We start from the raw sequence: 20,050 nt of genomic DNA on the forward strand, positions 1-20,050 counted from the left end.
AACGGTCCCGGGGATGGCGGGGGCTCTTTCGTGGGAGCCCCCGCCAGGCCCGTCAGACCTCTTCGACGCTGCTCGGCTCACGCCGGGACAGGTCGATACCGAGCTCCTCCGCGGCGCGGAAGACGTCCTCGTCCGTGTCGCGCATCTCGATGGACATACCGTCCGAGGAGAGCACCTCCACGTTGAGGCAGAGCGACTGCATTTCCTTGATGAGCACCTTGAAGGACTCGGGAATGCCGGGCTCGGGGATGTTCTCGCCCTTGACGATGGCCTCGTAGACCTTCACGCGGCCGGTCACGTCGTCGGACTTGATGGTCAGCAGCTCCTGGAGGGCGTAGGCCGCTCCATAAGCCTCGAGTGCCCACACCTCCATCTCTCCGAACCGCTGGCCACCGAACTGGGCCTTACCACCCAGCGGCTGCTGGGTGATCATCGAGTACGGACCGGTCGAACGGGCGTGCAGCTTGTCGTCGACCAGGTGGTGGAGCTTGAGGATGTACATGTACCCGATCGAGATCGGGTCCGGGAACGGCTCGCCGGAGCGGCCGTCGAACAGGTTGGCCTTGCCGGACGACTGGACCAGGCGGTCGCCGTCACGGTTGGGGATCGTGGCATCGAAGAGGCCGGCGATCTCGTCCTCACGCGCACCGTCGAAGACCGGGGTCGCGACGTTGGTGCCGGGGGCGACCTGGTCGGCGCCGATGGCCTGCAGGCGCTGCGCCCAGTCGTCCGCCAGCCCGGAGACGTCCCAGCCGCGGCTGGCGAGCCAGCCGAGGTGGATCTCCAGGACCTGTCCCGGGTTCATTCGGGACGGGACACCCAGCGGGTTGAGGATGATGTCGACCGGGGTGCCGTCCTCCAGGAACGGCATGTCCTCGATCGGCAGGATCTTCGAGATGACGCCCTTGTTGCCGTGACGGCCGGCGAGCTTGTCACCGTCGGTGATCTTGCGCTTCTGGGCCACGTAGACGCGGACCAGCTGGTTGACGCCCGGGGGAAGCTCGTCGCCCTCCTCGCGGTCGAAGACGCGCACACCGATGACCTTGCCGGTCTCACCGTGCGGCACCTTCAGCGAGGTGTCACGGACCTCACGCGCCTTCTCACCGAAGATCGCGCGGAGCAGACGCTCCTCCGGGGTCAGCTCGGTCTCACCCTTGGGCGTGACCTTGCCGACCAGGATGTCGCCGGCGACGACCTCGGCACCGATACGGATGATGCCGCGCTCGTCGAGGTCCGCGAGGACCTCCTCGGAGACGTTCGGGATGTCCCGGGTGATCTCCTCGGGGCCGAGCTTGGTGTCACGGGCGTCGACCTCGTGCTCCTCGATGTGGATCGAGGAGAGGACGTCGTCCTGCACGAGGCGCTGCGACAGGATGATCGCGTCCTCGTAGTTGTGACCCTCCCACGGCATGAACGCCACGAGCAGGTTCTTGCCGAGCGCCATCTCACCGTTCTCGGTGGCGGGGCCGTCGGCGAGGACCTGGCCCTCGATGACGCGGTCGCCCTCGGAGACGATGACCTTCTGGTTCACCGAGGTGCCCTGGTTCGAGCGGGAGAACTTCGCGATGCGGTACGTGGTGTACGTGCCGTCGTCGTTCGCGACGGTGACGTAGTCGGCCGAGACCTCCTGGATGACACCGTCCTTCTCCGCCTTGATGACGTCGCCGGCGTCGGTGGCACAGCGGTACTCCATGCCGGTGCCGACGAGCGGGGCCTCCGCCTTGATGAGCGGAACGGCCTGACGCATCATGTTCGCGCCCATGAGGGCACGGTTGGCGTCGTCGTGCTCGAGGAAGGGGATCATGGCCGTCGCGACCGACACCATCTGGCGCGGCGAGACGTCCATGTAGTCGACCTCGGTCGGCGGGACGTAGTCGACCTCGCCGCCACGACGGCGGACCAGCACGCGTGCCTCGGTGAAGCGCAGCTCGTCGCTCAGGGTGGCGTTCGCCTGGGCGATGACGAAGCGGTCCTCCTCGTCGGCGGTCAGGTAGTCGACCTCGTCGGTGACCTGGCCGTCCGTGACCTTGCGGTACGGGGTCTCGACGAAGCCGAACGCGTTGACCCGGCCGTAGGACGCGAGCGAGCCGATCAGACCGATGTTCGGGCCTTCAGGGGTCTCGATCGGGCACATGCGGCCGTAGTGCGACGGGTGCACGTCACGGACCTCGAAGCCGGCCCGCTCACGGGACAGACCACCCGGGCCAAGAGCCGACAGGCGGCGCTTGTGGGTGAGACCCGACAGCGGGTTGTTCTGGTCCATGAACTGCGACAGCTGGCTGGTGCCGAAGAACTCCTTGATGGAGGCGACGACCGGCCGGATGTTGATCAGCGTCTGCGGCGTGATCGCCTCGACGTCCTGCGTCGTCATGCGCTCACGCACGACGCGCTCCATACGAGCCAGACCCGTACGGACCTGGTTCTGGATGAGCTCGCCGACGTTACGCAGACGGCGGTTGCCGAAGTGGTCGATGTCGTCGGTCTCGACGACGATCTGGGTGCCGGACTCGCCGACCGTCTCGGTCTCGCCGGCGTGCAGCTTGACCAGGTACTTGATGGTGGCGATGACGTCGTCGGTGGTGAGCACGCCGGCGTCCAGCGGCTCGTCCGCGCCGAGCTTCTTGTTCACCTTGTAGCGGCCGACCTTGGCGAGGTCGTAGCGCTTCGGGTTGAAGTAGAGGTTCTCGAGCAGCGTCTGGGCCGCCTCGCGCGTCGGGGGCTCGCCCGGACGCAGCTTGCGGTAGATGTCGAGCAGCGCGTCGTCCTGGCCCTGGGTGTGGTCCTTCTCCAGGGTGGCGCGCATGGACTCGTACTCGCCGAACTCCTCGAGGATCTGCTCGGTGGTCCAGCCGAGCGCCTTGAGCAGGACGGTCACGGACTGCTTGCGCTTGCGGTCGATGCGGACACCGACCATGTCGCGCTTGTCGATCTCCATCTCCAGCCAGGCACCCCGGGACGGGATGATCTTGGCCGTGAAGATGTCCTTGTCGGACGTCTTGTCGATGTTGGAGTCGAAGTAGACACCCGGCGAGCGGACCAGCTGCGACACGACGACACGCTCGGTGCCGTTGATGACGAAGGTGCCCTTGTTGGTCATGAGCGGGAAGTCGCCCATGAAGACCGTCTGGGACTTGATCTCGCCGGTCTCGTTGTTGGTGAACTCGGCCGTGACGAAGAGCGGGGCCGCGTACGTGAAGTCGCGCTCCTTGCACTCGTCGATCGAGTTCTTCGGGGGCTCGAAACGGTGGTCGCGGAAGGTCAGCGACATCGACCCGGAGAAGTCCTCGATCGGCGAGATCTCCTCGAAGATCTCTTCCAGACCGGACTTGGTGGGGACGTCCTGTCCGCTTTCGAGAGCCGCCTCGACACGAGCCTTCCATGCGGCGTTGCCGAGCAGCCAGTCAAAGCTCTCGGTCTGCAGCGCGAGGAGGTTCGGAACCTCGAGGGGCTCCTTGATCTTTGCAAAGGAGATGCGCAGCGGGGCAGTGCTGGCGCCGTTGTTCGTATTCGCGGTCGAGGCGTTGCGCGAGGCGGCCAAGAGGGGGTCCTTCCGAGGGCTCGGACTCACTACGCGCGTACCGGTCCCGTGTTGGGAACGGAGGGAGAAACCCCAGCTAGGGGCTGTTCTTCATCCGAAGCTCAGACACGGGCATGCCCCTGGTGACGGGCAGAGGGCAGCTAACAGGCAGCGCAAAGGGTCAGTGTAGCCAGTTGGCACACTGATGTCCAGTGCGGGTTTTCGAGACCCTCGAGACCCTCGTTTTTCTCATCTCCGCGAACCCCATGCGCCGTGAGGCGCACATCGATACTGCCCGTTCGGTCGTCGATCCATGCCTCGGAACGTGGATCGTTGTGACGACGCGTCCTGAGAATTGCGCGCTGCGTGCGGTTCGTCAAGGCCCCCGCCCCTGAGCTGCTGCTCCGGGATCTTCGTCGGCCGCCGTGAGGGGCGCACGGCGAAGATCACCATACTCCCAGGAGGGAGCGGAACAAGGCACCCTCCGCCGGAACGCCGAAGGGCGACCACCCGCTTGGGTGATCGCCCTTCAGTGTGTGCGCGTTACAGCGCGGGAGTCAGAAGACTCGCGAGGTCACTTGACCTCGACGGAGGCGCCGGCAGCCTTGAGGGACTCGGCAGCCTTCTCCGCGGCGTCCTTGGCGACCTTCTCGAGGACCGGCTTCGGGGTGCCGTCGACGAGGTCCTTGGCCTCCTTCAGACCCAGGGAGGTCAGCTCACGCACGACCTTGATGACCTGGATCTTCTTCTCACCGGCGCCGGTGAGGATGACGTCGAACTCGTCCTGCTCGGCCTCGGCCTCGGCCGGGGCGGCAGCAGCGCCACCGGCGGCAACGGCGACCGGGGCGGCGGCGGTGACGTCGAACTTCTCCTCGAAGGCCTTCACGAACTCGGAGAGCTCGATGAGGGTCATCTCCTCGAACTGCGCAAGCAGGTCGTCCTGGGACAGCTTCGCCATGATGGCGTCCTTCCACTCATTCGGCAGGTGCCGTGTGTACATGTGAGGCGGGCGTACGTTCGGCCCGCTGCGACCGTCGCCTCAGGCGGCGGTCAATGCGCGAGCCGAGTTACTCGGCACCGCCCTGCTCGGCCTTCTTGGCACGAAGCGCCTCCGCGGTGCGGACGAACTTCGAGGGAAGCGCCTGGAAGAGCGCGGCAGCCTGGGACTGCTTGCCCTTCATGGCGCCCGCCAGCTTGGCGAGCAGAACCTCGCGGGACTCGAGGTCCGCAAGCTTCTTGATCTCATCGGCGGACAGCGCCTTGCCATCAAGGACACCGCCCTTGATGATCAGGTTCGGGTTGTCCTTGGCGAAGTCACGAAGACCCTTCGCCGACTCCACCGGGTCACCGGTGATGAAGGCAACCGCCGTCGGACCAGTGAAGTGGTCGTCGAGCGAGTTGATCCCGGCCTCGTTGGCCGCGATCTTGGTCAGCGTGTTCTTCACCACGGCGTACTGGGCGTTCTCACCGAGCGAACGGCGCAGCTCCTTGAGCTGAGCCACGGTGAGACCCCGGTACTCGGTCAGCACGGCGGCGTTCGAGCTGCGGAACGACTCCGTCAGCTCGGCCACCGCGGCAGCCTTGTCGGGCCTTGCCATGAGCGTCGGCCTCCTTCCGGGTGATGAGGACCGCTCAGAAGGGCCGAACAAAACGAAACGCCCCGGCGCAGGCGCACGGGGCTGAGCTCGACCGGAATTGCTTCCGGGAACTTTCCACAGTCACCTGCGCAGGACGTCCGCTACTGAGCGGATCCTTCGGCCACCGGACCCTCGGAAGGAGAGCACGGCAACGACCAGCGGTCTTTGGCTTCTGTGGAAGAGTACGGGACCGGGTCCCGGTCAGGCAAATCCACCCGATTGCGTCAGGGCGGCGCGGTACGTCAGGCGCTCCCGGCCTCGTTCATCATCTCTGCCAGGTCGACGGTCTCGGCGGCGGGCGGGGCCGTCACGGTCACCGGCTTGTTGACCGACAGCAGCTTGATGGTGAGATCCATCGGGCCCTCCTTCGTCGTGCTGCGGGTCCGGACCTGCTTGGTCTGGTCGTTCTCGTCGATCCAGATGTCCATGGTGAGCTTCTCGACGCCGAGCTTCTCGTACTGCTCGAGGGTCCCCTCACGGCGCTTCTTGGTCTCCGCGTCCTCGCCGGCCAGGCTCGCACGCATGGCGTCGAGGGTCAGGGTGCCCGTGTAGTGCGTGGTCTCCACGCCGTCGACGGACTCCTCCCCCACCTTCTTGAGGTCCTTGGAGGCGGTGAGCGCCGCCGTGTCCTGGGCGGGGTTCTTGTCCGCCTGGGCCGTCAGCTCGGCCAGCGGGTCCTCGCCGCCGGCCTCCTTGAGGGCCGCGAGGTCGAACTTCATCCACGTCTTGCCGGCCTCGAGCGGCTCCCCGCCGTTGAGGTACATCGCCTCACCGACGAGGCGGATCTCCACCTCTCCGGCCTCGGCCCCCACGCCGCCCTTCATCTTCATGCTCATGGCCAGCGGCTTCATGGTCATGGAGGCCTGGGCCTCGATGTCGCCGCCCCCGGGGACGGTGCCGCTCATCGAGTAGCTCAGCGAGGTGAGCTTCTCGTTCTTCTCCGCAGCGCGCTTGACCGCGGCGGCCGGGGTGACCTCGACGGGCTTGTCCGCGGACGAGGACGCCTGGGCGGACCCGGAGGCCTTGCCGGACGACGTCTTGCCGTCCTCGTCGGTGCACGCCGCCGTGCCGCAGAGCAGTACACCGGCCAGGACTATCCCGGCTGTCTTCCGGAGCTTTGAGTTCACGATCCCCCCACGGGATTTTGCTTGCTCTTGATCTTTCCGGAACAGCCTAGCCCCCCTCTCCGACAACGTGCCCGCAAATAGAGCCGGCCCCCGCAGCTCGAGGAGCTGCGGGGGCCGGCCCGGACGCGATGCCCGCGACTGCCGTCCAGGGATCAGACGGCGGCCGGGTCCTCCTCGACGAGGAGGTTGCGGGTGCGGTTGGAGTCCAGCGGGATGCCGGGGCCCATCGTCGTGGTCAGGGTCGCCTTCTTGATGTAGCGGCCCTTCGCGGCGGACGGCTTGAGACGGAGGATCTCCTCCAGCGCCGCGGCGTAGTTCTCGACCAGCTTCGTCTCGTCGAAGGAGACCTTGCCGATGATGAAGTGCAGGTTCGAGTGCTTGTCGACGCGGAACTCGATCTTGCCGCCCTTGATCTCGTTGACGGCCTTGGCGACGTCCATGGTGACGGTGCCGGTCTTCGGGTTCGGCATCAGACCACGCGGACCGAGCACACGGCCGAGGCGGCCGACCTTGCCCATGAGGTCCGGGGTGGCGACGACCGCGTCGAACTCGTTCAGGCGGTTGCCCTTGGAGATCTCGTCGATCAGTTCGTCGGAGCCGACGATGTCGGCGCCCGCGGCTTCCGCGGCCGCAGCACGGTCACCGGTCGCGAAGACCAGGACCCGGGCGGTCTTGCCGGTGCCGTGCGGAAGGTTGACGGTGCCACGGACCATCTGGTCGGCCTTACGCGGGTCAACGCCCAGACGGAAGGCGACCTCGACGGTGCCGTCGAACTTGGTGGCGGCGGTGTCCTTGGCGAGACGGACGGCCTCGAGCGGGGCGTAGTTACGCTCCCGGTCGATCTTGGCGTCCGCAGCGCGGAGAGTCTTGCTGCGCTTCACTTCTGCTCCTGAGGTGTTGAGCGTGGAGTCGTGGTGCGGACCAGCGCTTGGTCCTACCACTGGGGCTTACGAGGGGGCTGTCAGCCCTCGACCGTGATGCCCATGGAACGGGCGGTGCCGGCAATGATCTTCGACGCGGCGTCGAGGTCATTGGCGTTCAGGTCGGGGAGCTTGGTCGTGGCGATCTCGCGGACCTGGGCAGCCGTCAGCTTGGCGACCTTGGTCTTGTGCGGCTCGCCGGAGCCCTTGTCCACACCCGCGGCCTTGAGGATCAGCTTGGCGGCCGGCGGAGTCTTGGTGATGAAGGTGAAGGAACGGTCCTCGTAGACCGTGATCTCCACCGGCACGACCATGCCACGCTGCGACTCGGTCGCGGCGTTGTAGGCCTTGCAGAACTCCATGATGTTGACGCCGTGCTGACCCAGGGCGGGGCCGACCGGCGGAGCCGGGTTGGCCGCACCGGCCTGGATCTGGAGCTTGATAAGCCCCGTGACCTTCTTCTTCTTGGGAGGCATTGCTCTCTCCGGGTCCTAGTGAGAGTTATCCGCCTGCCACCCGATCATCCGGATGGAGGCATACCGCACAACGATAACGGGTATCTATGCGCGGCCAAAAACCGAGCAGGTCAGACAGCCTGCGAGAGGCGGTCTGACCTGTTCGGAAACCTGGCGCCCAGAAGGAACTAGTTCTTCTGGATCTGGTCGAAGCTGAGCTCGACCGGGGTCTCGCGGCCGAAGATCTCGACGAGGCCCTTGACCTTCTTCGAGTCGGCGTTGATCTCGTTGATCGTGGCCTGCAGCGTCGCGAACGGGCCGTCGGTGACGGTGACCGAGTCGCCGACCTCGAAGTCCAGCACCTGGACCTCGACCTTGCGGGCGGGAGCCGGCTTGCCCTCGGCCTCCGCGGCCTCGCGGGCGGCCTTCTCCTCGGCCTCCGGGGCGAGCATCTTGACGATCTCGTCCAGGGTCAGCGGGTACGGGTCGTAGGCGTTGCCGACGAAGCCGGTGACACCGGGGGTGTTGCGGACGACGCCCCAGGACTCGTTCGTCAGATCCATGCGGACGAGAACGTAGCCGGGCAGCTTGTTCTGCCGGACGTTCTTGCGCTCGCCGTTCTTGATCTGGACGATCTCTTCCTCGGGGACCTCGGCCTGGTAGATGAACTCCTCGACGTTCAGCGAGACGGCACGCTGCTCCAGGTTGGCCTTCACGCGCTTCTCGTAGCCCGCGTAGGTGTGGATCACGTACCACTCGCCGGGGAGACCACGGAGCTCGTCCCGGAGGGCGGCGACCGGGTCGACGGGAGCCGCCGGCTCCTCGTCCGCCTCTTCGGCGCTCTCCTCGGGAGCCTCTTCCGCGCTCTCTTCCGGAGCCTCGGCGTCCTCGGAACCGGCCTCGTCCTCGTCGACGTTCTCGACGTGCAGGGCCTCGTCCTCGGCCGGCTCACCGGCGGCGTCGTCGGCAGCCTCTGCCTGGTCCGGCTCCTCAGCGTCCGACGCCTCGACGATGTCGAGCTCGTCCTCAGGGGACTCGAAGCTCTCGCCGGAACGGTCGGCGTCGTTCAGGTTCGGGTCAGACACGATGGCTTCTTCCTGGATACAGATGGGGTGGAACATGCGAAAGGGGCGCCGATTTCCGGCGCCCTCCGCGGATCAGCCGAAGACGTACTTGACTGCTTCCTGGAAGCCATAGTCAATCACGGTCACGAGGCCGATCATGATGACGACGAAGATAATCACCACTGTGGTGTACGTCGTCAGTTGATTACGAGTCGGCCAGACGACCTTGCGCAGTTCGGCGACGATCTGGCGGTAGAAGAGAGCCAGGCGACCCAGCGGGCCCTTCTTGCCGCGCTTGCCGCCCTTGCGGGTCTTCTTCTTCGACTCCGGCGTCTCGTCCTCGGCATCAGGCATGTCGATGGAGCCTACGGCGTCCGTCACGATCTCTCACCTGATTCCCGGGTCGTGGCCGTGCCGCGCCCGGTGGAGCCGCACGGCGGTGCATAGAAGTACGTACATGCGCACACAGCCTGGCGAAGGTGTGTGTAGCAGGGCCGGAGGGACTTGAACCCCCAACCGCTGGTTTTGGAGACCAGTGCTCTACCAATTGAGCTACGACCCTTTGTGACTCCCCCAACCTACCGCATCCGTCCGGGTGCACTAAGTGCCCGGCTCGGACTTGGCTGGTGAGGGCCAACAGCCAGTGAGTGTACGTGTTCCCAGGCCCGGCGTCGAACACAAAGCCCGGCCACCCCCTTCCGGACCCTTCCGCGGTCCGCCGCAGGTCCGGGTTGTCCGCCCTTCGAAACCTGTGTGCCGGGTCCTTGTGGCGTCTGGGAGCATGGGCCGTATGAGCGCTGCAACCCCTCCCACCGAGCGCCGGGTCTCCGCGCGCATCGGCGCGATCTCCGAGTCCGCGACCCTCGCCGTCGACGCCAAGGCCAAGGCCCTCAAGGCCGCCGGGCGTCCGGTGATCGGCTTCGGCGCCGGTGAGCCCGACTTCCCGACCCCCGACTACATCGTCGAAGCCGCCGTCGAGGCCTGCCGCAACCCGAAGTACCACCGCTACACGCCGGCCGGCGGTCTGCCGGAGCTGAAGAAGGCCATCGCGGAGAAGACGCTGCGCGACTCCGGGTACGAGGTGGACCCCGCCCAGATCCTGGTGACCAACGGCGGCAAGCAGGCGATCTACGAGGCGTTCGCCGCGATCCTCGACCCGGGCGACGAGGTCATCGTCCCGGCGCCGTACTGGACCACGTACCCCGAGTCGATCCGTCTCGCGGGCGGCGTCCCCGTCGATGTCGTGGCCGACGAGACCACCGGTTACCGCGTCTCCGTGGAGCAGCTGGAGGCCGCGCGTACGGAGAAGACCAAGGTCGTCCTCTTCGTGTCGCCGTCCAACCCGACCGGCGCCGTCTACAGCGAGGCCGACGCGCGCGCGATCGGCGAGTGGGCCGCGGAGCACGGCCTGTGGGTGCTCACCGACGAGATCTACGAGCACCTGGTCTACGGCGACGCGACGTTCACCTCGCTGCCCGCCCTCGTCCCGGCGCTGCGTGAGAAGTGCATCGTCGTGAACGGTGTCGCGAAGACGTACGCCATGACGGGCTGGCGCGTGGGGTGGATCGTGGGCCCGAAGGACGTCGTGAAGGCGGCCACCAACCTGCAGTCGCACGCGACGTCGAACGTCTCCAACGTGGCGCAGATCGCCGCCCTGGCCGCCGTCTCCGGCGACCTGGACGCCGTCGCGAAGATGCGTGAGGCCTTCGACCGCCGCCGGCAGACGATCGTGCGGATGCTCAACGAGATCGACGGTGTGGTCTGCCCGACCCCCGAGGGCGCGTTCTACGCCTACCCGTCGGTGAAGGGCCTTCTGGGCAAGGAGATCCGGGGCCGTCGTCCCCAGTCCTCCGTGGAGCTCGCGGCCCTCATCCTCGACGAGGTCGAGGTGGCGGTCGTCCCGGGCGAGGCCTTCGGCACGCCCGGCTACCTGCGCCTTTCCTACGCGCTGGGCGACGAGGACCTGGCCGAGGGTGTCTCCCGGATCCAGAAGCTGCTGGCCGAGGCCCGCGACTGATCCCCTGCCTCGCGTGACGGGCCCCCGGCTTCGGCCGGGGGCCCGTTTCTGTGTTCGGGCAAGAACCCGATCGGGGAAAGGGGCTGCCCCATTCCGGTCGTCTTTGGCAGGATCACTCAATGGAGCGCGAACGAGACGTCAGCCTGCTGCCGAAAGCCCATCTGCACCTGCACTTCACCGGGTCGATGCGGCCCACCACCCTTCTGGAGCTCGCCGACAAGCACGGCGTGCACCTGCCGGAGGCGCTGACCGGGGGCGAGCCGCCGAAGCTGCGCGCCACGGACGAGCGCGGGTGGTTCCGCTTCCAGCGGCTGTACGACATGGCCCGCTCCTGCCTGCGCGACCCCGAGGACATCCAGCGGCTGGTGCGCGAGGCCGCGGAGGAGGACATCAGGGACGGCTCGGGCTGGCTGGAGATCCAGGTCGACCCGACCTCGTACGCGCCGCGGCTCGGCGGTCTGATCCCGGCGCTGGAGATCATCCTGGACGCCGTGGACACGGCGTCCAGGGAGACCGGGCTCGGGATGCGCGTGCTCGTGGCGGCGAACCGGATGAAGCATCCGCTGGACGCCCGTACGCTCGCCCGGCTGGCGGTGCGCTACGCGGACCGGGGCATCGTCGGATTCGGGCTCTCCAACGACGAACGCCGGGGCATGGCGCGGGACTTCGACCGCGCCTTCGCCATCGCCCGCGAGGGCGGGCTGCTGGCGGCTCCGCACGGCGGCGAGCTGACCGGACCCGCGTCCGTACGGGACTGCCTCGACGACCTGCGCGCCTCGCGAATCGGCCACGGTGTGCGGGCGGCGGAGGACCCCAGGCTGCTGCGCAAACTCGCGGAGAAGGGCGTGACCTGCGAGGTCTGCCCGGCCTCCAACGTGGCGCTCGGCGTCTACGAGAAGCCGGGGGACGTGCCGCTGCGGACGCTCTTCGACGCCGGGGTCCCGATGGCGCTCGGCGCGGACGATCCGTTGCTGTTCGGCTCCCGGCTGGCGGCACAGTACGAACTGGCCCGCCGCCACCACGCCTTCACGGACCAGGAGCTCGCGGAACTGGCCCGCCAGTCGGTCCGGGCCTCGGCGGCGCCGGAGGACACCCGGCGGAAGCTGCTCTCGGGCATCGACGACTGGCTGGCGTCGCCGCCGGCGTGAGCCGGGACGCGGGCGGGGGCCTGCGACGCCGGCCCGAGAGGCGTTGGATGCGGGGCCTTCGCAGGTCGCGGGGCCTCACGTGGCCTGGACGCGCCGTGGGCCGGGCCGGGACCTGTGCCGGACCGGGACGCGCCGCAGGCCGCCGAGGCCCGCTGCTCCGAGGCGCCGCAGTCCGAGGTCTGCGCCGGGCCGGGACGCGCCGCAGGCCGCCGAGGCCCCGCCGGTCGAGGCGCGGCGCCCGGCGCCTGGCGCCCGTCGTACGCGCGGAGCGACGCCGGGCGGTTGCGCGGTCGGGCGTGACACCGCTCAGTGGGGGGCGCCGGGGGTGCCGAGGCCTCGCAGCAGCGTGCGTGCGAGGCCCGCCGCGAATTCGTCGAGCGGCTGCGGCGGCCGCCCGCCGGCCGTCATGTCGTAGGCGAAGGCGCGCTGCGCGCAGGCGCCCAGAAGCAGGGACGCGGCGGCGTAGGTGTCGGCGTCGGGGCCGATGCGGCCGGCCGTCCGTTCCGCGCGCAGATACGCGTCGAGGCCCTCGATCGGCTTGTGCGGCCCGGTTCCCATCTCGCGCATGGCCTCTTCGTGCCGGCGCTTCAGGCGCGGCTCGGCGTACAGCGACGCGGCCATGGGGAAGGACTTCTCGTAGAAGAGGGCGGCCTGGCGGGCGATCTCGGTGAGGTTCTCCTCGACGCTCGCGCCGCCCGGATCCGCGGCCAGCTCGGCCAGCAGCGGGCCCAGCTTCGGCAGCCGCTCCTGGAGCACGGTCACGAACAGTTCCTCCTTGCCGGTGAAGTGCTTGTAGAGCGCCGCCTCCGAGCAGCCCGCCGCCTTGGCGATCTCCTTCGTGGTGGTGCGGGCGAGGCCGATGGAGAGCATCAGGTCTCGCGCCGCGTCGATGATGCGGACGCGGGTGGGCTTCTGGTCCATGCGCGCTCCATACCGGGCTTGACGGGTGGGTGAGTACACACCCACCCTAGGGGTGAGTGAACACTTACCCACCCGAGGAGGGTGTGCCATGAAGCTCACAGTGTTCGGCGCGACCGGCGGCATCGGCGGGCAGATCGTCAGGCAGGCGCTGGCCGCCGGCCATCACGTGACGGCCGTGGTCCGCGATCCGGCACGTTTCACGGTGACCGGGCAGCGACTGGAGGTGGTCGGCTCCCGCCTGGACGACCCGCAGGCCCTGCGCGAAGCCGTGGCGGGGCGGGACGCGGTGCTCTCCGGTCTCGGCCCCCGCAGAAGGTCCGACGCCGGCGTCGCCGCCCGCCTGACCCGCTCGGTGCTGACCGCGATGGAGGCCGAGGGCACGCGCCGGCTGCTGGTCGTCAGCGCGGCGCCGCTCGGCACCGCGCCGGAGCGGGAGCCGCTGCGCGACCGCGCGATGTTGTCGGTCGTGGGGGCGGTGCTGAAGCCCGTCTACGACGACCTGCGGGTCATGGAGCGCGAGCTCGCGGACAGCGCGGCCGACTGGACCGCCGTGCGGCCGCCGAAGCTGCTCGACAAGCCGCTGACCGGCCGGTACCGCGTCGCGGTCGGCGGCAATCCGCGCAGCGCCAGGGTGATCGGCCGGGCGGACGTGGCGCACGCGATGCTCGCGATGACCGACGACCCCGCCACGATCCGGCAGGGCGTCGGCGTCGCGTACTAGGTCTTGAGCTGCTAGGTCCTGAGCTGGCAGGCCCTGAGCTTTCGGGGCCTGACCGCTCGGATCATGGGCAGCCGGAGGCTCAGAGGCTGACGCCGACCGTCACCGGCTCGTTGACCAGCGTCACACCGAACGCGTCGCGCACGCCGTCCACCACCTCGCGGGCCAGGGCCAGCAGGTCCTCCGTCGTGGCCTGGCCGCGGTTGGTGAGGGCCAGCGTGTGCTTGGTGGAGATGCGGGCGGGCCCGGAGCCGTAGCCCTTGGTGAAGCCGGCCTTGTCGATCAGCCAGGCGGCCGAGGTCTTGGTGTGCCCGTCACCCGCGGGGTAGGCGGGCGGGGCGACGCCGTCGCCGAGCCGGTCGCGCACGCGGGCCAGGAAGGTCTCGTACTCGGCGGCGGTGAGAATCGGGTTGGTGAAGAAGGAGCCGGCGGACCAGGTGTCGTGGTCGTCGGCGTCGAGGACCATGCCCTTGCCCGCGCGCAGGGCGAGCACGGTCTCGCGGGCGGCGGCGGCCGGGACCCGGTCGCCCACCTCGATGCCGAGGGCACGGGCGGTCTCCGCGTACTTCACGGGCGCGGAAAGGCCGTCGGCGTCCTCGAGCTCGAAGCGGACGCGCAGCACGACATAGCGGTCGGGTTCCTGCTTGAAGCGGCTGTTGCGGTAGGAGAAACCGCAGGCGGCGTTCGGGAGGACCACGGTCTCGCCGCTGCGACGGTCGTACGCGACGACCTCCGTGATCGTCGTGGAGACCTCCTGACCGTAGGCGCCGACGTTCTGGATCGGGGTGGCGCCCGCGGAGCCGGGGATGCCGGCCAGGCACTCGATGCCGCCGAGCCCGGCCTCGACGGTGCGGGCGACGGCGTCGGTCCAGGTCTCCCCCGCGGCCAGCTCCAGGCGTGTCCCGTCGAGGGCGAAGCCGCTGGTCGCGATGCGCAGTGCGGTGCCGTCGAAGCCCTTGTCGCCGATGACCAGGTTGCTGCCACCGCCGATGATCAGCAGCGGCGTGCCGGACGCGTCCGCCTCGCGCACGGTGGCGACCACCTCGTCGTCGGTGGTGGCGGCCACGAGACGGGTCGCGGGGCCGCCGAGCCGGAAGGTGGTCAGGGGGGCGAGGGGGGCATCGTGAAGTTCCTGCACGGGGACAAGAGTACGGTCCATGACCCCCGTGTTCCGGCGGGGCCACGGACCGTACGGGTACGCCGGGGTCAGACCGCGACGGGTGTGCGGTCGCTCTCCGCGGCCGCGGCCGGGGATCCGGACAGGGTGCCGTCCGGCCTCGTCCGCCCGCCGGGTATCAGCAGGGCCACCAGGGCGGCGGCGGCCAGGGCCCCGGCGCCGATCCACACCGCGGGGACCGTGCCGTCCGAGAAGGCCTGCGGCGACTCGTAGCCGCCCTGAGCGGCGAAGACCGCGCCGAGCACGGCGATCCCGAGCGCTCCGCCGACCTCGCGGAGGGCGTTGTTCGCCCCTGAGGCGATGCCCTGCTCCGAGGGGCGGACGCTGGACATGACCACGCTGGCGGCGGGCGCGAAGTAGAGAGCCATGCCGATACCGCTGATGACGAGTGCGGGCAGCTGGGCCGTGTACGAGACGCCGGGCTCGAGCACCATCGCGAAGAGCGCGAGACCGAGTGCCTGGAGCGCCAGGCCGGCGGTGACGACCGGGCGTCCGCCGATCCGGTCGGACAGCAGACCCGCGACGGGTGCGACGAGCAACGACATGCCGGTCCAGGGCAGCATCCTCAGCCCGGCCTCGGTGGGCGAGTAGCCGGCCACACCCTGCAGGAACTGGCTGAGCAGGAAGATCGAGCCGAACATGCCGAGGAACATCAGCAGGCTCGCGACGTTGATCCCGAAGAAGGCGCGGCTGCGGAAGAGACGCATGGGCAGCATGGGCTTCTTCGCGACGGAGCTGTACCGGGCGAAGGCGACCAGGAGCACGGCGCCCGCGATCAGGCAGAACAGGATCCGAGGGCTGGTCCAGCCGTCGGCGTTGCCGTTGACCAGCGCGTAGACGATGCCGAAGAGGCCTCCGCTGACCAGCAGGGTGCCGGGGACGTCGAGCCGGGCGTCCGGGGCGTGGGACTCCTGCAGGCGCAGGCGGGCGAGGGGCAGGAGGAGCAGTCCGATCGGGACGTTCAGCCAGAAGATCCACTGCCACGAGATGTGTTCGGTCAGAGAGCCGCCGATCAGTGGGCCGGTGGCGACGGCCACGCCGGTCACGGCGCTGAAGAGGCCCAGCATCGCGCCGCGGCGGGCGGCCGGGACGGCCGCGGTGAGCAGGGTCAGCGTGAGCGGCATCATGATCGCCGCGCCGACGCCCTGGACGGCCCGGGCGGCGATGAGCGCGTCGATGCCGGACGCGAGCGCGGCCGCGGCGGACGCACCGGTGAAGATCGTCAGGCCGGTGATGAACAGCCGGCGGCGGCCGAAGCGGTCCCCCAGAGCCGCACCGAACATCAGCAGGACCGCGAAGGTGAGCGTGTAGGCGCTCACCGTCCACTCAAGGTCTTCCAGACCGCCGCCCAGGTCCTCCCGGATGGAGGGAAGGGCGGTGGTGACTACGAGGTTGTCGAGGGCCGCCATGAAACCGGCGACGCTGGTGATGACGAGTGCCCAGATGGCGCCGGAGCGCCGCGCGGGCTGCTGGTTCTGGTTCACTGCTCCCCCCAGAGGATTAGTTATTGATGACTAACTTTCGTGGGCAAGACTGTGCACGGACCACCTGCGGGACGCGGAGCCGGCTCACTCCTGGACCGGCCGGGCGACGGGATAGAAGCCGGACCAGATGCGGTGCTCGGCGGGGAAGCCCATCGAGACGAGGACGTTGACGAGCATCCCGTAGGCCAGGAAGGTCGTGGTCTCGTTCACGTCGGCACCGAGGTGCAGATGGACGGTCTCCCACAGTTCCACCCAGTCGGCCCGCACCTGCTCGCCGAAGGCGTGGTCGCCCGCCGCCTCCGCGGCCGCCACCGCGACGTACATCTGCAGCTGCATCAGCAGCTTCTCGGGGTCGTCCGCGATGAGGCGCTGGTACGCGGCGGCCATCGCACCGAGGGCCTCCTCGCCCTCGAGCCCCTCGGCGGCCGCACTGAAGACACGCCGGGTGTCCGCGAGACACCGGGAGGACGCGGCAAGGAAGATGGCCTGCTTGTTCGGGAAGAGGCGGAAGAGGTACGGCTGGGAGACGCCGACGCGCTTGGCGATGGCGTCCGTCGAGGTGCCGTTGTACCCGGCGCGGGAGAACTCGGTGATCGCGGCACGGATCACGCTCTCGCGTCGCTCTTCTGCACTCATCCTGACCATGCGACTAAGTTATTGGCCAATCACTAACTTAGTCAAGGGGGGGAACCGCGGACTCCTGCCGGGAGGGGTGCACGCGTAAGGGGCACCTCTCCTTGGAGGGACGCCCCTTACATCGCTTGCGCCCTGCGGGTGCCTCAGGCGAGCTGCACGACCGCGCGGGACATGCCCAGCACCTTCTGGCCCTCACTGACCGCGACCAGGTCCACGCGGACCCGGTTGTCGTCCAGCTTCGCCGCGACCTTGGCGCTGACCTCGATCAGCGCGCCCTTGTCGTCGTTCGGGACGACGACGGGCTTGGTGAAGCGCACGCCGTACTCGACGACGGCGCCCGGGTCGCCCACCCAGTCGGTCACGACCCGGACGGCCTCGGCCATGGTGAACATGCCGTGCGCGATCACGTCCGGCAACCCGACCTCTGTGGCGAACTTCTCGTTCCAGTGGATCGGGTTGAAGTCGCCGGACGCTCCCGCGTACCGCACCAGCGTGGCGCGCGTCACGGGAAAGCTCTGCGCCGGCAGTTCGGTGCCGGCCTCGACGTCCGCGTAAGAGATCTTCGCTGCCATCACGCCTCCTCGGCGGCGCGGGCCACCAGCTTCGTCCATGCGGTCACGACCAGTTCGCCGCTCTCGTCGTGCACGTCACCGCGCACGTCCAGGATGTCGTTGCCGGCGAGGGACTTGATGGCCTCGATCGTCGAGGTGACCGAGAGCCTGTCGCCCGCGCGCAGCGGCCGTACGTACGCGAACCGCTGCTCGCGGTGCACCACGCGGCTGTAGTCCAGCCCCAACTGCGGGTCCTGGGTGACCTGCTCTGCGGCCTTGAAGGTGATCGTGAAAGCGAACGTCGGCGGAGCGATCACATCGGAGTGGCCGAGCGCGCGGGCGGCCTCACGGTCGGTGTAGGCGGGATTCTCGTCCCCCACCGCGGCGGCGAACTCCCGGATCTTCTCCCGGCCCACCTCGTACGGCGCGGTGGGCGGATACGTCCGCCCCACGAACGACTGGTCGAGCGCCATGGACTGGTCCCTCCTGATATTGATCACAACTGAATGCCGGCCGCCTGTGAACGGCGGTACGGCAAACGACACGAGGCCGCCCCCAAAGGGGACGGCCTCGTATACGAGCCTTATTCAGCGCGTTTCGCGGTGCGCCGTGTGCGAGTTGCAGCGCGGGCAGTGCTTCTTCATCTCAAGACGGTCCGGGTTGTTACGCCGGTTCTTCTTGGTGATGTAGTTCCGCTCCTTGCACTCCACGCAGGCCAGCGTGATCTTCGGGCGGACGTCGGTGGCAGCCACGTGAGTGCTCCTTGGACGGATAGGACGGATGAACGCATAAAAGAGTAGCCGATCGGAGGACCGACCCCACAATCGGCTACTGTGTGTAGCGGTGACCGGACTTGAACCGGTGACACAGCGATTATGAGCCGCTTGCTCTACCGACTGAGCTACACCGCTGCGATGCAGGGTTCCCTCGCCCGAAGGCGAGGTCACTCGACATCAGAGCCCCAATACGGAATCGAACCGTAGACCTTCTCCTTACCATGGAGACGCTCTGCCGACTGAGCTATTGGGGCGAGCGATGAAGACATTACACGGTCCCTCGCCGATCGCCCAAATCCGTTTCCTCGGGCCGGGCCGGGCCTCCATCCGGCCCGCTCGCACGGTCCGAGGTCCGGCCCCCGCGCCCACCTCTCCGAAGGGCCCGCGACGGCACCCCGCCCGTCCCGTACGCCACTTGCGACCACGCCGGTACGACTATTGCGCTCCTCCTCGAAGCGCACCGCGAGCGCCCCTAGTCTCGATGCACGCTGCGTGATCCTCTCCGGCTCCCACGCCACGGCTCCACACCGCCCGGGCAGTGTGCGACCGCCCTACGAGCCCGACCGCCCCACCCAGGAGCGCGATGCCCGACAGCCAGCCGCTACCGCCAGGCGGCGCCACCGAGGACACCGCCGCGCTGCTGCTCTGCGGCGCGAGGCTCACGGACGGTCGCACGGTCGACGTACGGCTCAGCGGCGGCCGCATCGAGGCCGTCGGCACCGCGGGAAGCCTCCCGCCGCACTCCGCCCGGGTGGACCTGACCGGCTTCCTGCTGCTGCCCGCGCCCGCCGAGCCGCACCTCCACGGCGACACGGCACTCAGCGCGGAGACGCCCGGCCCTGTCTCGTACGACACCCAGGACGTCCAGCGGCGCGCCACAGAGGCCGCGCTGCTCCAGGTCGGCCACGGGGCGACGGCGCTGCGCTCGCACGTACGGATCGGGGACGTCCAGGGCCTCGGCCCGCTGGAGGCGGTTCTCCAGGCCGGACGCTCCCTGCGGGGTCTCGCCGATCTGACGGCCGTCGCGGTGCCCAGGCTCCTGACGGGCGTCGCGGGCGCCGACGGCCTCGCCCTCCTGCGGGACGCGCTGAAGATGGGTGCCGGCGTGGTGGGCGGCTGCCCCGACGCGGACCCCGATCCCACCGGATACGTGGAGGCGGTCCTGGAGATCGCCGCCGAGCACGGCTGCCCCGTCGACCTGCACACCCACGGCGACGACCCGGCACGGCTGGCTCGCCTCGCGGCCATGGCCGGCGGACTGCGGCCCGGCGTCACCGTCGGGCCGTGCGCCGGCCTTGCCCGGCTCCCCAGGGACATCGCCTGCCGGACCGCGGACCATCTGGCGGCGGCGGGCGTCACCGTCGTCTCCCTGCCGCAGGGCGGCTGCTCCGGCGTCGAACAGCGCGGCAACGCACCGGTCCGGCTGCTGCGGGCGGCCGGCGTGCGGGTCGCCGCGGGGAGCGGGGCGCTGCGGGACGTGTGCAACCCGGTGGGCCGCGGCGATCCGCTGGAGGCCGCGTATCTCCTGTCGTCCCAGGCGGGTATGCACCCCTCGGACGCGTACGGCTGCGTCGCCGGCACGGCCCGCGAAGTGATGGGGCTGCCCCCGGTACGGGTCGAGGCCGGCTTCCCGGCGGAACTGCTCGCGGTCCGCGGAGAGCGGATCTCAGGTGTGCTGTCCCTCGCGTACAGCCGGATCGTCATCCACCGCGGGCGAGTGGTCGCCCGCACGAGCGCGGTGCGCGAGTACTGCGACTCCGCGGCAGCCGTGGCCCTCGAACTGCCGCGTCAGGGGCGGCCGGATGCGGGGCCCTGAGGCCCACCCCCGTCGTACGGGCCCGGGCGCCGGGGCGGGACCCTGGGCGCGCGTTCCGGGCGTCGCGGGCGTGTCCCCGCTGCGGT

19 protein-coding genes and 3 tRNA genes are annotated in these 20,050 nt (G+C 69.2%); 4 read left to right on the forward strand and 18 right to left on the reverse strand.

The window, feature by feature from the left end:
- Nucleotides 1-52: 52 nt before the first annotated feature.
- The 9 genes from rpoB to SPRI_RS15730 all read right to left on the reverse strand — a co-directional run bounded on the left by rpoB (nucleotide 53) and on the right by SPRI_RS15730 (nucleotide 9,282).
- Nucleotides 53-3,538 carry a DNA-directed RNA polymerase subunit beta gene (rpoB, locus tag SPRI_RS15690; RefSeq protein WP_037773997.1) on the reverse strand — a complete coding sequence of 1,162 codons (3,486 nt, stop codon included), beginning with the start codon at nucleotides 3,536-3,538 and terminating at the stop codon, nucleotides 53-55.
- Nucleotides 3,539-4,091: 553 nt separating this feature from the next.
- Nucleotides 4,092-4,475 carry a 50S ribosomal protein L7/L12 gene (gene rplL / locus SPRI_RS15695; protein ID WP_005313624.1) on the reverse strand — a complete coding sequence of 128 codons (384 nt, stop codon included), beginning with the start codon at nucleotides 4,473-4,475 and terminating at the stop codon, nucleotides 4,092-4,094.
- A 109-nt stretch (nucleotides 4,476-4,584) separates the two neighbouring features.
- Complete coding sequence (rplJ, locus tag SPRI_RS15700; RefSeq protein ID WP_005313626.1) at nucleotides 4,585-5,115, reverse strand: 50S ribosomal protein L10; 531 nt, start codon at nucleotides 5,113-5,115, stop codon at nucleotides 4,585-4,587.
- Nucleotides 5,116-5,396: 281 nt separating this feature from the next.
- Nucleotides 5,397-6,281, reverse strand: coding sequence for a LolA-like protein (locus SPRI_RS15705; protein WP_005313628.1), 885 nt, complete (start codon nucleotides 6,279-6,281; stop codon nucleotides 5,397-5,399).
- 152 nt (nucleotides 6,282-6,433) lie between these two features.
- The gene (gene rplA / locus SPRI_RS15710; RefSeq protein WP_005313630.1) at nucleotides 6,434-7,162 is read right to left on the reverse strand and encodes a 50S ribosomal protein L1; all 729 of its coding nucleotides are present in this window, start codon (nucleotides 7,160-7,162) and stop codon (nucleotides 6,434-6,436) included.
- 80 nt (nucleotides 7,163-7,242) lie between these two features.
- Nucleotides 7,243-7,677, reverse strand: a complete 435-nt coding sequence (rplK, locus tag SPRI_RS15715) for a 50S ribosomal protein L11 (RefSeq protein WP_005313632.1) — start codon at nucleotides 7,675-7,677, stop codon at nucleotides 7,243-7,245.
- Nucleotides 7,678-7,844: 167 nt separating this feature from the next.
- Complete coding sequence (nusG, locus tag SPRI_RS15720) at nucleotides 7,845-8,741, reverse strand: transcription termination/antitermination protein NusG (RefSeq protein ID WP_005313634.1); 897 nt, start codon at nucleotides 8,739-8,741, stop codon at nucleotides 7,845-7,847.
- 72 nt (nucleotides 8,742-8,813) lie between these two features.
- A complete protein-coding gene (gene secE, locus SPRI_RS15725; protein WP_005313636.1) occupies nucleotides 8,814-9,101 on the reverse strand; it encodes a preprotein translocase subunit SecE in 288 nt (95 codons plus the stop codon).
- Between the two features lie 108 nt (nucleotides 9,102-9,209).
- A tRNA-Trp gene (locus tag SPRI_RS15730) sits at nucleotides 9,210-9,282 on the reverse strand.
- A gap of 228 nt (nucleotides 9,283-9,510) precedes the next feature.
- Between SPRI_RS15730 and SPRI_RS15735 the strand changes: the two genes are divergently transcribed.
- Both SPRI_RS15735 and SPRI_RS15740 read left to right on the forward strand, forming a co-directional pair.
- Nucleotides 9,511-10,737 (forward strand): pyridoxal phosphate-dependent aminotransferase, encoded by a 1,227-nt coding sequence (locus SPRI_RS15735; RefSeq protein WP_005313638.1) that lies wholly within the window; start codon nucleotides 9,511-9,513, stop codon nucleotides 10,735-10,737.
- 119 nt (nucleotides 10,738-10,856) lie between these two features.
- Nucleotides 10,857-11,885: an adenosine deaminase gene (locus tag SPRI_RS15740; RefSeq protein WP_053557025.1), complete on the forward strand. Its 1,029-nt coding sequence runs from the start codon at nucleotides 10,857-10,859 to the stop codon at nucleotides 11,883-11,885.
- Between the two features lie 306 nt (nucleotides 11,886-12,191).
- On the opposite strand, the gene SPRI_RS15745 is transcribed toward SPRI_RS15740, so the two are convergent.
- Complete coding sequence (locus SPRI_RS15745; protein ID WP_005313641.1) at nucleotides 12,192-12,806, reverse strand: TetR/AcrR family transcriptional regulator; 615 nt, start codon at nucleotides 12,804-12,806, stop codon at nucleotides 12,192-12,194.
- A gap of 88 nt (nucleotides 12,807-12,894) precedes the next feature.
- On the opposite strand from SPRI_RS15745, the gene SPRI_RS15750 reads away from it, so the two are divergent.
- Nucleotides 12,895-13,527 carry an NAD(P)-dependent oxidoreductase gene (locus SPRI_RS15750; RefSeq protein ID WP_005313644.1) on the forward strand — a complete coding sequence of 211 codons (633 nt, stop codon included), beginning with the start codon at nucleotides 12,895-12,897 and terminating at the stop codon, nucleotides 13,525-13,527.
- 79 nt (nucleotides 13,528-13,606) lie between these two features.
- Here the strand turns inward: SPRI_RS15750 and SPRI_RS15755 are convergent, their stop codons facing one another.
- The 8 genes from SPRI_RS15755 to SPRI_RS15790 form a co-directional block, all read right to left on the reverse strand.
- Nucleotides 13,607-14,662: a UDP-N-acetylmuramate dehydrogenase gene (locus tag SPRI_RS15755; protein ID WP_037776414.1), complete on the reverse strand. Its 1,056-nt coding sequence runs from the start codon at nucleotides 14,660-14,662 to the stop codon at nucleotides 13,607-13,609.
- Between the two features lie 68 nt (nucleotides 14,663-14,730).
- Complete coding sequence (locus SPRI_RS15760) at nucleotides 14,731-16,185, reverse strand: MFS transporter (RefSeq protein WP_037774002.1); 1,455 nt, start codon at nucleotides 16,183-16,185, stop codon at nucleotides 14,731-14,733.
- An 84-nt stretch (nucleotides 16,186-16,269) separates the two neighbouring features.
- Complete coding sequence (locus tag SPRI_RS15765; protein WP_005313653.1) at nucleotides 16,270-16,830, reverse strand: TetR/AcrR family transcriptional regulator; 561 nt, start codon at nucleotides 16,828-16,830, stop codon at nucleotides 16,270-16,272.
- A gap of 134 nt (nucleotides 16,831-16,964) precedes the next feature.
- Nucleotides 16,965-17,393 carry a MaoC family dehydratase gene (locus SPRI_RS15770; protein WP_005313656.1) on the reverse strand — a complete coding sequence of 143 codons (429 nt, stop codon included), beginning with the start codon at nucleotides 17,391-17,393 and terminating at the stop codon, nucleotides 16,965-16,967.
- Entirely contained in the window at nucleotides 17,393-17,845 is a 453-nt protein-coding gene (locus SPRI_RS15775) for a MaoC family dehydratase N-terminal domain-containing protein (RefSeq protein WP_005313660.1), read from the reverse strand. Before SPRI_RS15775 ends, SPRI_RS15770 begins: the two co-directional genes overlap by 1 nt.
- 114 nt (nucleotides 17,846-17,959) lie before the next feature.
- Entirely contained in the window at nucleotides 17,960-18,124 is a 165-nt protein-coding gene (gene rpmG / locus SPRI_RS15780; RefSeq protein WP_003956487.1) for a 50S ribosomal protein L33, read from the reverse strand.
- An 86-nt stretch (nucleotides 18,125-18,210) separates the two neighbouring features.
- A tRNA-Met gene (locus SPRI_RS15785) sits at nucleotides 18,211-18,283 on the reverse strand.
- A gap of 46 nt (nucleotides 18,284-18,329) precedes the next feature.
- Nucleotides 18,330-18,402: transfer RNA gene (locus SPRI_RS15790), tRNA-Thr, on the reverse strand.
- A 329-nt stretch (nucleotides 18,403-18,731) separates the two neighbouring features.
- Here SPRI_RS15790 and SPRI_RS15795 point away from each other — a divergent pair.
- A complete protein-coding gene (locus tag SPRI_RS15795) occupies nucleotides 18,732-19,964 on the forward strand; it encodes an amidohydrolase family protein (protein ID WP_037774003.1) in 1,233 nt (410 codons plus the stop codon).
- Nucleotides 19,965-20,050 lie beyond the last annotated feature (86 nt).

It is taken from the genome of Streptomyces pristinaespiralis, assembly GCF_001278075.1.
Classification (GTDB): domain Bacteria; phylum Actinomycetota; class Actinomycetes; order Streptomycetales; family Streptomycetaceae; genus Streptomyces; species Streptomyces pristinaespiralis.